Origin of the sequence: Hymenobacter sp. HSC-4F20, from assembly GCF_019599275.1 — a bacterium.
In the GTDB taxonomy this organism is placed as follows: domain Bacteria; phylum Bacteroidota; class Bacteroidia; order Cytophagales; family Hymenobacteraceae; genus Hymenobacter.
In genome coordinates this window covers 94006-108493 of record NZ_JAHZTD010000004.1, presented here as the reverse complement: position 1 = coordinate 108493, position 14488 = coordinate 94006, and the positions used below count along the sequence as shown (strand labels likewise).

At 60.0% G+C, this 14488-nt stretch carries 10 protein-coding genes; 5 read left to right on the top strand and 5 right to left on the bottom strand.

Features of this window, described 5'->3' with window-relative positions; all coding sequences use genetic code 11:
* Positions 1 to 103 precede the first annotated feature (103 nt).
* On the top strand, positions 104 to 1531 hold the full coding sequence (locus K3G63_RS19165; RefSeq protein WP_220615749.1) for an MBOAT family protein: 1428 nt from the start codon (positions 104 to 106) through the stop codon (positions 1529 to 1531).
* Between the two features lie 105 nt (positions 1532 to 1636).
* Here K3G63_RS19165 and asnS read toward each other — a convergent pair whose 3' ends face one another.
* A complete protein-coding gene (asnS, locus tag K3G63_RS19160) occupies positions 1637 to 3043 on the bottom strand; it encodes an asparagine--tRNA ligase (protein ID WP_220615748.1) in 1407 nt (468 codons plus the stop codon).
* 304 nt (positions 3044 to 3347) lie between these two features.
* On the opposite strand from asnS, the gene rpoN reads away from it, so the two are divergent.
* The 3 genes from rpoN (at position 3348) to K3G63_RS19145 (ending at position 9439) form a co-directional block, all read left to right on the top strand.
* Positions 3348 to 4943, top strand: a complete 1596-nt coding sequence (gene rpoN / locus K3G63_RS19155) for an RNA polymerase factor sigma-54 (protein WP_220615747.1) — start codon at positions 3348 to 3350, stop codon at positions 4941 to 4943.
* A 169-nt stretch (positions 4944 to 5112) separates the two neighbouring features.
* Positions 5113 to 5724, top strand: a complete 612-nt coding sequence (locus tag K3G63_RS19150; RefSeq protein ID WP_220615746.1) for a hypothetical protein — start codon at positions 5113 to 5115, stop codon at positions 5722 to 5724.
* A gap of 112 nt (positions 5725 to 5836) precedes the next feature.
* Positions 5837 to 9439 (top strand): PAS domain S-box protein, encoded by a 3603-nt coding sequence (locus K3G63_RS19145; protein ID WP_220615745.1) that lies wholly within the window; start codon positions 5837 to 5839, stop codon positions 9437 to 9439.
* Positions 9440 to 9525: 86 nt separating this feature from the next.
* On the opposite strand, the gene K3G63_RS19140 is transcribed toward K3G63_RS19145, so the two are convergent.
* Complete coding sequence (locus K3G63_RS19140) at positions 9526 to 10260, bottom strand: LytTR family DNA-binding domain-containing protein (RefSeq protein ID WP_220615744.1); 735 nt, start codon at positions 10258 to 10260, stop codon at positions 9526 to 9528.
* 319 nt (positions 10261 to 10579) lie between these two features.
* Positions 10580 to 11959, bottom strand: coding sequence for an NAD(P)/FAD-dependent oxidoreductase (locus K3G63_RS19135; RefSeq protein ID WP_220615743.1), 1380 nt, complete (start codon positions 11957 to 11959; stop codon positions 10580 to 10582).
* A 672-nt stretch (positions 11960 to 12631) separates the two neighbouring features.
* On the opposite strand from K3G63_RS19135, the gene K3G63_RS19130 reads away from it, so the two are divergent.
* Positions 12632 to 12964 carry a hypothetical protein gene (locus K3G63_RS19130; RefSeq protein ID WP_220615742.1) on the top strand — a complete coding sequence of 111 codons (333 nt, stop codon included), beginning with the start codon at positions 12632 to 12634 and terminating at the stop codon, positions 12962 to 12964.
* Positions 12965 to 13130: 166 nt separating this feature from the next.
* Here K3G63_RS19130 and K3G63_RS19125 read toward each other — a convergent pair whose 3' ends face one another.
* Together K3G63_RS19125 and K3G63_RS19120 are read right to left on the bottom strand one after the other, a co-directional pair.
* Positions 13131 to 13727, bottom strand: coding sequence for an alpha-ketoglutarate-dependent dioxygenase AlkB (locus K3G63_RS19125; protein WP_220615741.1), 597 nt, complete (start codon positions 13725 to 13727; stop codon positions 13131 to 13133).
* A 69-nt stretch (positions 13728 to 13796) separates the two neighbouring features.
* Positions 13797 to 14453 carry a hypothetical protein gene (locus K3G63_RS19120; RefSeq protein WP_220615740.1) on the bottom strand — a complete coding sequence of 219 codons (657 nt, stop codon included), beginning with the start codon at positions 14451 to 14453 and terminating at the stop codon, positions 13797 to 13799.
* Positions 14454 to 14488 lie beyond the last annotated feature (35 nt).

Here is a 14488-nt window from a genome sequence, read left to right as displayed (position 1 = left end):
CTTCAGCACTGGTCTTGGAACAACGTGCGGAGCTTGCGCATCTGGTGCTTACGAGAATACTGGCCGGCTTACTACCTTGTGCTGAATTCTTACGTTGCCGCGCATGGTTTTTAGCAGTACGCTGTTTCTATTTTATTTTCTGCCGGGTTTTCTGCTAGCCTACTTCCTGGCCCCTACCCGGCTGAAAAACGCCGTAGCCCTGGTAGCCAGCCTGCTGTTTTACGCGTGGGGCGGGCTCAACTTTTTAGCCCTGTTTCTGGCCTCTGTGGTCATCAACTTCGTCCTGATTCGGTTCATGGATCGGGCCCAGAACTGGCAGAAGCGCATCTATTTGATTATGAGCATTGTCCTGAACGTGGCAATGCTATTTTATTTCAAGTATGCCAACTTCTTTCTCGAAAACGTGAGTGCCGTGGGGCAGGCCGTGGGCGGTCCGGCCCTCACTTGGGAGAAGGTGGTGCTGCCCATCGGCATTTCGTTTTTCACCTTTGAAAAGCTTACCTACACCATCGACGTGTACCGCGGCGTGAACAAGCCGCTGCGCAGTTTCTGGGACTTCCTGCTCTACATCATGCTGTTTCCCAAGATGATAGCAGGGCCCATTGTGCGCTTCCACGAAATAGCTGACCAGCTCACCGACCGCACCGCCTTCGACACGGTGGATCAGAAGCTGGCCGGCTTGTTCCGGTTTATGGTGGGCCTAGCCAAGAAAGTGCTCATTGCCAACCTGCTAGGAGAGCAGGCCGATGCTATTTTCAACCTGCCGCCCGAGCAACTGCCGGTAGCCCAGGCCTGGCTTGGGGCCGTGGCCTACACTTTCCAGATTTATTTCGACTTCTCTGGCTACTCCGATATGGCCATCGGGCTGGGGCGGCTGATGGGCTTTCAGTTTCCCGAAAACTTTAATAACCCCTATATCTCGCGCAGCATTACGGAGTTTTGGCAGCGGTGGCACATTACGCTGGGCCGCTGGATGCGCGACTACCTTTACATTCCGCTGGGCGGTAACCGCGTGAAGCCCGCCCGTCTCTACGTCAACCTCTGGACGGTGTTTATCCTCTCGGGCTTCTGGCACGGTGCAGCCTGGAATTTTATTGCCTGGGGAGCCTACCACGGCCTGTTTCTGGTGCTGGACCGGCTGTTTCTGCTGCGACTTTACCGCAGAGCGGGCGCCCTGAGTATAATTCCTACTTTCCTTATCACGGTAGTTGGCTGGGTGCTGTTCCGGGCCGAGACACTGGCGGGCGCATTAGCATATGTCAGCCGCATGCTGGGCCTGGGGGCCGATGTTGCCGCGGGCCTGCCCTACTACACCCGCGAGTTCTGGTTTACGTTGGCGGCCGCGGCCCTTTTCTCCTTCATGGCCGCGCTACCCCGCATCGAGCGGTGGGAAATCCGGACGCTGGCCGCCTCGCATTTCTCCACCCGGGCCGCCGCCGGGCTCACCGCCGTCACGGCCCTGCTACTGCTCTTGAGCATGGGCTACATTGTGGGCAGCTCCTTTAACCCCTTCATCTACTTCCGCTTCTAAAGCCAGCTTAGCTGCCAGGTCAGCCGGGCGTGCAGACTCCGCATAAAGCAAGAGCGGCTCCGGGAAGGAGCCGCTCTTGGTGCTTGAAAGCCAAGCAGATTCTGGTTAAAACTCGGCGCTTTTGGGGAAGCGGGGGAAAGGAATTACGTCGCGGATGTTGGCCATGCCGGTCACGAACAGGATGAGGCGCTCAAAGCCCAGGCCAAAGCCCGAGTGGGGGGCGGTGCCGTACTTGCGTAGCTCCAGGTACCACCACAGCTCATGCTCGGGCACGTTCATTTCGGCCATGCGCTTGGTGAGCTTCTCCAGGCTTTCCTCCCGCTCTGAGCCGCCGATAATTTCGCCGATGCCGGGGAAGAGCACGTCCATGGCCCGTACGGTTTTATCGTCGTCGTTGAGCTTCATGTAGAAGGCCTTGATATCCTTGGGGTAGTTGGTCAGGATAACTGGCTTCTTGAAGTGCTTTTCCACGAGGTAGCGCTCATGCTCACTTTGCAAGTCGGTGCCCCAGTCCACGGGAAACTCAAACTTCTGCTTGGCCACTTTCAGAATTTCCACCGCCTCGGTGTAATTCAGGCGCTGAAAGTCATTGTCGACTACAAATTGCAGGCGGCTCAAAAGCTCCTTGTCGTACTGGTCGTTGAGGAAGCGGAGGTCGTCCTGGCAATTATCGAGGGCATAGCGCACCAAGTAGCGGAGGAAGTCCTCGGCCAGGTCCATGTTGTCCTGCAAGTCGTTGAAGGCTACCTCGGGCTCAATCATCCAGAACTCGGCCAGGTGACGGGCCGTGTTGGAGTTTTCGGCCCGAAACGTGGGGCCAAAGGTATACACCTTACCCAGGGCCATGGCGGCTATTTCGCCTTCCAGCTGCCCCGATACCGTTAGGTTGGTTTGCTTGCCGAAGAAATCCTGCTTGTAGTCCACCGTCGACTTATCCTCGGTCAGGGGCGGGTTCTGGTCGGGCAGCGTGGTTACCCGGAACATCTGCCCCGCACCCTCAGCGTCGGAACCCGTGATGATGGGCGTGTGCACGTAGTAGAAGCCCCGGTCGTTGAAGAACTGGTGCACGGCAAAAGCCATGGCATGCCGGATGCGCAGCACTGCCCCGAAGGTATTGGTGCGCGGGCGCAGGTGGGCAATTTCGCGCAGAAACTCCAGGGAGTGCCCTTTCTTTTGCAGGGGGTAGGTAGCCGGGTCGGCCGAGCCGTACACGGTAATTTCGGTGGCCTGAATTTCCACCGACTGCCCTTTGCCCTGGGAGGCTACCAGCTGGCCGCGCACTTGCACGGCGGCGCCGTTTTCCACCCCGTCCGCCTTCAACTTCTCCTCCGGAAACTGCTCAGCGTTGGCAACTACCTGAATGGAATTAAAGCCGGAGCCGTCATTCACGGCAATAAACTGCACGTACTTGTTGCCGCGGCGGGTGCGCACCCAGCCTTTCACCAGCACTTCGCGGTCCAGCTCAGTGCTGCGGAGCAGGTCCTGCACGCTGGTTTTTCGGAGGTCGGACATCGGGAGGTTGTTCTTCTGAAAAGTAAATCGTTAAGAAGCGCAAAGGTAGAGGTTTTGAGGGCTGCGGCCTTACCCTACCGCCGTCGCTTGGCCGGCCCCTGCCTCAGCCCGGGTACCGAAGGCCCTGACTGGGGTAGGCAGGGCAGGATTTCCGGACTCGTACTGCCGGTTGCTCCTCAGCAGTAAGACGCCAGGACGGGCGGAGCAACTCCCAACATTTTCCCCTCAACTCCAGTACAGAAAGGTCTATATTTGGCCTAACCACCCCGTTACCAAACCGGCGGGGCGTACGCGTTTTTAGAGTATGCAACGACTGGACATGAAACAGCTTCTCTCGCAGAAGCTGTCGCCCCAACAGATTCAATTTATTAAGCTGCTGCAAATTCCGACGGCAGAGCTGGAGGCGCGCATTAAGGAAGAGTTGGAAGTAAACCCGGCCCTGGAGGAAGGCGACGAGCCCGAGGACGAGTTTGAGCAGGACCGCGACGAGGACTCCGGCGACGACGGCGACGAGGACTTCGACAACGACCCCGACGCGGAGTTTGACAACCCGGATAATACCCTTGATGAGGACTTCGATACCGGCCAGAGCGAGGAGCAGCCCGAAATAGAGCTACCCACCAAGGAAGAGCCCGCCGACAGCAAGGAATCCTCGTCGGAAAGTGACGACCTGGATTTGAGCGACTACCTCCACGACGACGAAATAGCGGGCTATAAAATGCAGGGCGACGGGCCCGGCGAGGAAGAGGACGACCGGGAAATGCCCCTGGCCGATACCAGCGGCTCGCTGATGGACAACCTGCTCGACCAGCTGGGCTTCGCCAGCCTCGACGAAAAACAGGAAGCCATTGGCCGCCAGCTGATTGGCTCTATTGACGGGGACGGCTACATTCGCCGCGACCTGTCGGCCATTGCCAACGACCTGGCGTTTTCGCAGAACATTGAGGCATCGGTGGCCGAGATTGAAGGCGTGCTGCACGTCATTCAAAGCTTTGACCCGCCCGGAATTGGGGCCCGCGACCTGCAGGAGTGCCTGTTGCTGCAGCTGGAGCGCCGCCCCCAGGATGAGGCCACCGAGCACGCCGAGCAGATCCTGACCGAAACCTTCGACGAATTTACCAAGAAGCACTACCCCCGTATTCAGCAGAAGCTGGACCTGGAGGACGACGAGCTAAAAGAAGCTATTGCCCTGATCCTCAAGCTCAATCCTAAGCCCGGCGGCACGGGACCGGTGGGCATGGGCAAGGTGCAGTACATCGTGCCGGACTTTATTCTGACCCACGACAACGGCCAGTTCAACCTCACCCTGAATTCGCGCAACGCCCCGGACCTGCGGGTATCACCGGCTTACACGGAAATGTTCCGGGCCTACGATAAGGCTTCGAAGAAAGACAAAAAGATGAAGGAAGCCGTGACCTTCGTGAAGCAGAAGCTGGACTCGGCCAAGTGGTTTATTGATGCCATCCGGCAGCGGCAGAACACGCTGCTGCGCACCATGGATGCTATTGTCCGCTACCAGAGCGAGTTTTTCCAGGAGGGCGACGAAAGCAAGCTGCGGCCCATGATTCTGAAGGACATTGCCCAGGAAATCGGCATGGATATCAGTACCGTCAGCCGGGTAGCTAACTCGAAATCGGTGCAGACGGAGTTCGGTATTTATCCGCTCAAGTACTTTTTCTCGGAGGGCATTGCCACCGACTCGGGCGAGGATGCCTCCAGCCGGGAGGTAAAGCACATTCTAAAGGAAATTATTGAGGGAGAGCAGAAAAATAAGCCGCTTTCCGATGACAAGCTGGAGAAGATGCTCAACGCCCGCGGCTACAACATTGCCCGCCGCACAGTGGCCAAATACCGGGAGCAGCTCAACATTCCGGTAGCCCGCCTACGAAAGGAGTTATAAGCTTGTCAGCCCCCCGTAAAACCAGCAGAGCCTCCCGTAGCGTAGCTTCGGGGGCTCTGCTGGTTTTACGGGGGAGTAGCAGCAGCTGCCCCCTGCCACCCCAGGGCTGCCATACCTTCGTTTTGCTCCTGCTCTTTTCTTAAGCTTACTCGTGACGCGTGGCCCCGCCATGGCCCTTTCAGCGCTATTCCATCCGCTGCTGGTGCCATTTTATTTGTTTTATCTGGTGTGCTACCAGCTGCCTGGCGTGGTAGTACTTCCTCCCACACCCGACCGGTGGCTGGTGCTGGCCGTAGTAGGGGGCTTCACATTTATACTGCCAACCCTGGGCTCCATTGTGCTCCTGAAGTTTGGCGTGGTTGATTCGTTGGAAATGCCGCTGCGCCAGCAACGAGCCTGGCCTTTGCTACTGGCCGCCGTCAGCTTTGGGGCAGCAGCGTGGCTGTTGCGCCGCCCCGGGCTGTTTGATCCGTTGCTCCCGCAGATGATGACCGGCATGACGCTGGCCGTGGGGCTTACTTTTCTGATTACCCTGCGCTGGAAAATTTCGGCTCACGGCGTGGGCATGGGCGGGGCCGTGGGGCTGCTGGCCGTGTTGCACCTGGGCCAGAAAGCTGAGCCGGAAACCGTGTGGTGGCTGGCGGGCACAATTGTGCTGGCTGGAGCCGTGGGTAGCGCCCGGCTAGCTCTGAACGCACACACCTCGGGGCAGGTATGGGCTGGGCTGGCCCTGGGCGCAGGCCTGGTGCTGGGATTGAGCGCCGGCGTAGCCTTGAGCTAGCCCGATTCCTACCTATCTTTCCTATACCAACCCGCACTCCCGCCGGTTGGCTGTACTCTCTTGTCAGCCAGATAGGTAGTTCTTTTACAACTCGCTCTGACTTTGCCGCTTTATGTCTTCTCCCACCCCTACTCCCGACCTGACTGCCCTAGCCGACCAGCTGGCTCAGGAGCGCCAGGAACGACTGGCTGCTGAACAGCAAGTTCAGGCCCTGCGCCGCCACTTGGCCGCTACCCAGCGGGTAGTGGGCCGCCTGACGGGCAGCATCACGCGCCTGACCCAGAACCTGCGGGTAGCGGTTCTGGTGGCCCACCAGAACGGCAACGTAGTGCTGCTCAACCAGGAGTTCTGCGACCTGTTCGGGCTGGAAGAAAGCGCTATTGGTATGCAGGAGCAGCCAGCCGAGCCAGTGCTGGAGGCCCTGATTAACCAGTCGGCCCGGCCGGACGTTACCCGGCAGCGGCTGGAGAGCATGCGCTCGGCCAACCAGCGGACCCTGGGCGAAGACCTGGAACTCGGCGACAGCACGGTGCTGGAAATGGACTTTATTCCGCTTAGTGGCCCCCAGGATTTGGTGCCAGCCGGCTACATGCTTTCCTTCCGCGACGTTACCCAGAACCGCCGGGCCGAACAGTACCTGAATTCTCTCTCGCGCATACCCGGGCAGAACCCTAATCCCGTGCTGCGAGTGCACGCCAACGGGCGCCTGCTCTACGCCAACCCTGCCGCCGAAGAGCTGCGTCAGGAATACCTTGATCCGCGGACTGAGCCGGAGTTTGCCCAGCAGCTGTACCAGGCCGCTACCCAGGCTCTGACGGCCGGAACGCCCACCCAAAGCGAAATCGGCTTTGCCCACCACTGCTTTCAGCTGGCCATTGTGCCCTTCGTGCACGATCAGTACGTAAACCTGTACTTCACCGACATTACCCAGGTGAAAGATGCGGAGAAGCGCCTGGTGGAGCAGCAGGAATTCTACGAAACCGTACTCAACCAGCTGCCCGCCGACGTGGCCGTCTTCGACACCGAGCACCGCTACCAGTTCGTGAACCCGGCGGCCATCCGCGACGCGAGCCTGCGCGAATGGATTATTGGCCGCACTGATTTCGAGTACCTCGAACACCGGGGGCGTCCCCTGGACCTGGCCCATACCCGCCGGGCTATTTTCGAGCAGGCCGTGCAGCAGCGCCGGGTAGTAGCCTGGGAAGAAACCCTGACTACTTCCGAAGGCCCGCGTCTCTCGCTCCGCCACATGCAACCTGTCTTCGGTCCCGAGGGCAGCCTGCGCATGGTTATCGGGTATGGCCTGGACATTACCGAGCGGCACGAGGCCGAGGAGCAAGTGCGGCGCAGCGAGGCCCGCCTACAGGAGCAGCAGGACTTTGTGCAGCAGGTCGTGAACACTACACCCATTGTTATCTGGGTGTGTGATGCGCAGGGCCGCATTCAGTTTTCCAACCGGGCTTTTGAGGAGCTGATAGCCACCGGCCGCCACCGCTTTACCGATTCCTCCAGCCCTGATGACCCGGTATCAACGGAGAATTGGGCCCACGAACAAAGCATTCAGCAGGTGTTGCGCACGGGCCAGGAGCTGGCCTACGAAAGCTCGTTCACCCAGCTCAGCGGCACCGTGCGCTGGTTCCAGACGGTGGTGCGGCCCCTCCCCCGCGCCGACGGCAGCATCAACGTGATGGGCGTAAGCACCGACATCACGGAGATAAAGCAGGCTGGCGACACGCTGGAGCGCACGGCCAAGCAGTACCGCGACCTGATGCACTATTCGCAGGCGCTGATCTGTACCCATGACCTGGACGGCGTACTGCTCTCGGTGAACCCGGCCGCCTCCCAGCTGGTGGGGGTAGTGCCTGAGCTACTGGTGGGGCGCCGGCTGCACGAGGTGCTCACCCCGGACCTGCACCCGCAGCTAACTACCTACCTTCACCAGGCCCGCCACCAGCAGGAACTCACCGGCCTGATGACCCTACGTGGCCCTGATGGCCGGCCTCACCATCTAATGTACAACAACTACCGCGTGGAGGAGCCCGGCGAGCTGCCCTACGTAATTGCCTACGGCCAGGAAATTACGGAGCGGATTCAGGCCGAGCGGGAACTGCTCCGGGCCAAGGAGGAAGCCGAAAACACCGCCCGAGCCAAGGAAAACTTCCTGGCCAATATGAGCCACGAAATCCGCACGCCCATCAATGGCATTCTGGGCATGGCCGGACTGCTAGCCAAAACGCCGCTGGCCCCCACGCAGCAGGAGCACCTGCGCATTCTGCGCAACTCGGGCCGCCACTTGCTTACCGTTATCAACGACGTGCTGGACGTGGCCAAAATTGAGGCCGGCAAGCTGGAGTTGGAACAGGTAGCCTTCGACCTGAACCAGTCCATTCAGGATGCGGTGCAAAGCCTGGCGTTCCGGGCCGAGGAGAAAGGTATCGGCTTCCGGCTGGAGCTGATGCCGCTGGCGCATCCCGCCGTTATCGGCGACCCGGGCCGTATCAACCAAATCCTACTAAATCTGCTCAGCAACGCCGTAAAGTTTACTACCCACGGCGAGGTAGCGCTTACCTCACGCCTGCTGCACGAAACCAGCACGGAGCTGACCCTGGAGTTTCAGGTGCTCGACACCGGTATTGGCATTCCGCCCGACAAGCAGGAAACTATCTTCGAGAGCTTTTCCCAGGCTTACGCCGATATTTCCCGCCGTTTCGGGGGTACCGGCCTGGGGCTGACCATCAGCCGTAGCTTGGTGCAGCAGCTGGGCGGACAAATGTGGGTGGAAAGTGAGCTGGACAAGGGCAGTTCGTTCTTTTTCTCTCTCACGTTGCCCAAGGCCCAGCAGGCCCACCTGCCCGAGCCCACCCAACTCCCGCCGCCCGACTACTGCCGGCTGCGCGGCAAGCGGGTGCTGCTGGTAGAAGACCACCCCGTAAATCAGCAGCTGGCTATGCTGATTCTGGAAGGCTGGGAGGTGGAAACCCACGTGGCTTCCGACGGCAACGAAGCCCTTGCCCAGCTGGAGGCCCGCCTCTACGATGTCGTGCTGATGGACATCCAGATGCCGGGCATGAGCGGCCTCGACGTAACCCGCCGCCTGCGCCAGCACCCCGATCCGCTGCGGGCTGCTACCCCTGTTATTGCTCTGACAGCCAACGTAATGCGCTCCGATGACGAAATATACCGCGCCGCCGGGCTGGATTACCTCTCCAAACCCTTCGAGGAGGATGACATGTTCCGGAAGCTGGAGGCCAACCTACGACCCGTGGCCGCCGACGAGCTGGAGGCCCGGCGTGAAGGAAGCCCTACCCCGGCTGCCGCCGGAGCTTCTGCGGCAGCCAGTCCGGCGGAGCCTACCTGCCCGCCAGTGTTCGACCTGGCCCGGCTCCGCGACACGGCTCACGGCAGCACCATCTTTATGCAAAAAGTCATCGGCTCCTTCCGGACGCACACGCCCCTGGCTACGGCCCAGCTGCGGGAAGCCGCTGCGGCCGCCGACTGGCTCACCATCGGCATGGTCGTACATAAGCTGAGGCCCTCCCTGCAACTACTTGGCATTCAAGGCACACAACAGGCCGTGGCCGCGCTGGAACCCCTGTCTCGCCTCTCCCCCGGCTCCCTGCCCCCGGCTCCCGACGACCTGCCCGCGCTGACCCTACAGCTGGCGGACCTGCTGGAAACGGCCGTGGAGCAGCTTGGCAACGCGCACATTGAGTAACGCTTCTACGCCACGCGCCTGCCCAACACCTTGCCTAGACTAGGAAGCAAGATGTTAGGCAGGCGCGTAGCGTGGGAGCCAAGTACCTAAATACGGTTCAGCTTGCGAAAAAAGGCCTCTTGGTACGATTTGCCGATGGGCACGTGGTGGCCGCCAGGTACTACGGCGGCACCGTCCTCAATGGCCTCAATGCGGCGCATGTTCAGGATGTAGGAACGGTGCACGCGCACGAAGTGGTCGAAGGGCAGGCGCGCGTCCAGGGCCTTCATGGTGGTATACACGATGTACTTCTGCTTATCGGTAACGATGATAACGTAGTCCGACAACGCTTCGATGTAGAGCACCTCATCGAAGTTGATGCGCACCATCTTGTTGTTTACCTTGACAAACAAGTCGTTATCCGGTGGAGCGGGGGCCGCAGCCGGCCCGGCAGCCGCGGCTACGGGAGCCGTGTGCTGCTGCAAGGCCCGCTGCACCGCCCGGCTGAAGCGCGCGTAGTCAAAAGGCTTCACCAGGTAGTCGGTCACGCGCAGGTCGAAGGCATCGACGGCAAAATCCTCGTGAGCCGTGGTCAGGATAACGATGGGCGGATCGGAGAGTACGCGCAGCAGGTCCAGCCCGTTGAGCTGGGGCATCTGCACATCCAGGAACAACACATCTACCCGGTTACCGGCTCGGAAGTAGTTCAGCCCCTGGAGGGCATCGTCCAGAGAGGTCACCAATTGCAGAGAGTCCGTGAGGGAAATATAGTGTTCCAGCGTCAGCCGATTGATTTCTTCGTCATCAATGATAGCACAAGTCAGAACAGGGGCAGTAGCCATACAGAGCGGGGAAAGAAAGAAGAACGTGAGCCGCAGCCCCGCCAGAATGGCAACTATCTACCTACTGAACAAGGAATTTGGCGGCTTACCGAGTAGCTAAGCTACTGTACTTATGGTAGGTAATCAAGTTAATTATATTGTACAAAACCTATTGTCCCGTTTTTGGACAAACCGCGGGTTACCAAACCGGGCGCACGCCGGGCGCTTTGCTTTTCGAGCTACCTCCGCTCGGGGTACCCATAGCTTTTCTCATTTTAGGACAGCTCTTTTCCCACCGAATAGCTTCGGAACTCTCCCAAAAGCTACAAAATGGTCCTACTCAAGCGCGGCGGGCCATCTCCTCGGCCACCAGCCGTTGCACTTTCGGGAGCTGATAGTCGGCTTCGGAATGAATATGCGGCATCAGGCGCTGCATAATCTGGTCCTGCTGCTGCCCGTTGGCCCAGGCCTCGGCGTAGGGCAAGTGCGAAAACGTTACCTGGGAGTACAGAGGTAGCCACTTATCGGGGTACTGAGCCGAGATTTTACTTTCGATTTTCTTCTGGAGCAGAAACCGGGGGTCAGCCACCCGGTCGCGCATTTCCTCGAAGTTGTACACCGCCAGATCGGCCATGGCATCCGCGTTAGGCTTGCGCACCCGCTGAAACTCCTGAAAGATGGCCGTCCAGTCGTGGCCGTGGCGGGTGAGCAGCTCGTGGAGGACGGTGCAGTCCTCGAAGCCCGCGTTCATGCCCTGTCCGTAAAATGGCACAATAGCGTGGGCCGCGTCGCCGAGCAGCAGCACCGCATCCTGATAGGTCCAGGGGTAGCAGCGCACCGTAACCAGGGAGCTGGTGGGGTTCTCGAAAAACTCGGTTTCCAGCTCGGGCATCAGGGGCACGGCATCCGGGAATACTTCCTCGAAGAAAGCCCGTACCTGCGCTGGGGTCTGCAGGGCCTCGAATGATACGGGGCCTTCGAAGGGGAAGAATAAGGTGCAGTTAAACGAGCCGTCGAGGTTGGGCAGGGCAATCATCATGTACTGGCCCCGGGGCCAGATGTGCAGGGCGTGTTTCTCCAGGGCCCATTGCCCGCCGGGGGCCGCCGCAATGGTCAGCTCTTTGTACCCATAGTTGAGGTAGTGCTGAGAATAGTTGAACCGGTCAGTGCGCTGCAGGGCCCCACGCACAGCCGAGTAGGCGCCATCGACCCCAAACAGGCGCTGAAACGGCACGGTGCGCACCTGGCCCGATTCGGTATCCAGCACTTCCACCGTTTGCTCACGCAGGTGTACGCGCTGGCAGTGCTGGTTGAATGCTACCCGAATCCGGGAGCTTTGTTCCACCAGATCCAGCATCCGCCGGTTGAGGCCAGCCCGTGACACGGAATAGATGGACTGCCCCGCCTGCCCGTAGGCTTGGTAGGTCAGTTGGCCCTGCGCGTCGTGCATCATGCGGCCGTGCATGGCAATGGCTACGTCGCGCACGGAATCGGCAATACCGACTCCTTCCAGGGCTCGCCAGCCGCGGTCCGACAACGCCAGATTGATAGAGCGGGCCTCCACCGGACCGGCCTGCCGGATGTCGGGGCGGCGCTCGAACATCTCAACGGAATGGCCGTGCCGGGCCAGGTACAGCGCTAGCAGGGACCCTACTAGCCCGCCTCCCATGACAGTAAGCGTTTCGGATTCAGAAATGAGAGCAGCAGCAGCAGTGGCCATAGGGGCGCGCGAGGAAAGGCGGTGAGAAAACAGCAGAGCAAGCAGCGAAAGTAACCGATTCCGTTGGCATCGATTGACCGGCAAAAGGAATTGGTTGAACTGGCAGCAGGTAGTAGTTGAACGGAATACCCAGCATAGACGCTGACCCCGCTCTTTATTTGGACTATTAAACGATTTTCTTGGCCCAACTGACCAGCCTTTCGCGCTGGCTTTCCGCTCTTCTCATGTCTTGCTCCCCCCGTTGCCACCACCGGGCACCCGCGCGGCGTTGGGTACGCTTCGTACCTACTCATTCCCACACGCGGCCCAAAAGTACGTACCACTCAGCTAGCCCCCCGGCTACCAGCACGGTAGCGCGCACCGTACTACCCACCCTGAAGTACGGCGGGTATCTGCTGGGCGATGAGGATTGTCTTTTTCTCTACGGTCCGTCCGATATACGGTACTAACTTCCCCTCGTGGCCAAATTGCCGGCCGGCAAAGAGGCAGCAGCCTACCCCATAATGCCTACCCAGCGGGCGCAAACCAAGCCTGAACGATTATCCCATTATCGGAATATTTTTTCTCTGGGGCACTATCTGGTAGCACTGGCTTTGCCAGGCTGGCCGTTGATACTGAAGAATACGCGGTTCAGCGAAAAGCTCCACAGTAGTGCGTAGCGCAGTGGTAGGTTTGTCACCCTTTTACTTGCCCGACGGCTTCCACACCTACTTCAACACCCCCAAGCACAAGTACAACATAGGCGCCAACGGCCAGGCCGGCAACCTGAGCTACTCCGTAACCTACCGCTGGGTGCAAGGCCACCTGCAGGAAATGCCCTTCGCCGTGGGTACCATCCGCGACTACAGCACCACCGATGCCTACCTGGGCTACGCTGTGCCGAAGTTGGGCAGTACCTTCCAGGCGGGCGTATCCTACGCCTTCAACGCCAACAACGTGCAGGTATTCGGTGGGCCCCAGATTGGCCGCCTCGCCTACCTGGGCTTGCGGGTAGATGTGAAGTAGCCCCACAATAAAGCCTGCGCTTTGTGAGTTAACAGAGCCGGAAGGAATTCTGCCGCCTTTCCTTCTGGTAGGAAAACTCACTACCCAGACGAGCCCTTCCCTCCGCCCCGGAGGTGAAGGGCTCGTCGTGTTTAGGGGCAGCCAGGAAAGCGCAATACCGGGCTGGCTACCTAGTTATTTGCCGGAAGGTAAGGTTAAGACGAGGGCCAACAGGCCGCGCCGTTTTGGGCAGGGCGTGCAGCCAGTGCTGTTGGGTGGCCCCCCGCATGAGCAGCAGGCTGCCAGCCGTCAGGGGCAGGCTGAAGGGGGCGTGTGGCAGGCGGTGGGGGTCGCGGGGCTTGAGGCGAAAATTGCGAGTTGCGCCCAGCGTAACGGAAGCAATAACGGGAGCGGGTCCGAGTTCCGGCTCATCGTCGGCGTGCCAGCCCATGCTATCCTGACCTGTGCGGTAGAGGTTGAGCAGTACGCTATTGAAGAATGTGCCAGTGGCCTCTTCTACCCGCTGGCGCAGGCGGAGCAGCGCAGGCGTCCAGGGCAGCGGCTCCAGCCGCAGGCCGGAGTACTGGTAGCTGGCCCCTGGGTCGCCATACCAGGCCGTGAGGCGGGGCTGCAGCACGGAGCGCCCGAACAATTTAATGGCCTCCTGCTGCCAGGCAAGTGAATTGGTCAACTCCTCGAGCAGTTCCTGCGCTTCGGCAAGGGGCAGAAACTCCGGATCGAAGAGCAGTTCCGCATCCGGCAACAGAATAGGTAGTAGAGGCATACATTCCTACGCTTCTGGCCTACCTCAGGGTAGGCCCGCGGAACCAAGAGCACCTTGGCTCATACCGCGTTACATGGCCTGTTTCAGGGCCTCCAGCTGCTGGGACAGGAAGGGTGCCAGCAGCAACATCAGCCCAAAGCGCAGGACGGAGCAAATCAGGAAGGGCAGCAGCCAGCCCCGGCTCTGGTAGTGGTACACGCCCACGTAGCGCGGCCAGAACCACAAGTTGTAGGCGATAATGGCGGGCAACTCGGCAAACAGCAGCAGCATGACCATGCCGGCCCGCACGAGGGGTCCCATGAGCAGGCCCACCAGCACCAGATAGCCGATGATAAACAGAATAAGCCGCCCAATGGCTCCTTTCCGGTGCAGCGTCCGGAAGTTGATAGCCAGCAAGGCTCCACCCGCCAGCATCGAGAAAAAAACTGAAAACAGGGTGATGGTAACGGGCGAATACAGGCGGGGGCCCGGCTCGTCGGCGGTTACCTCGGCGGCCTGAGCTTCCGTGTACCGCTGGGCCTCATCGGCTTGCTGCTGCGCTACTACCGGCCCCAGCTCGGCCCGCAGCCGGGCCGCATCCAGGCCCGCGGGCAGCACCTGCCGGCGCTCCGCCTCCTCCAGGGCAGCCAGCACGGCCTGCTCCTGGTATTCGGCGCGGTTCTGCAGGTAGAGAAGCAGTTCGGCGTCGGTTTTACGGCCCATTTTTGCCGCGAAGTCTTCGGCCATGAGTAACAGATAGGTAAGTCAGAAACAAGAAACAG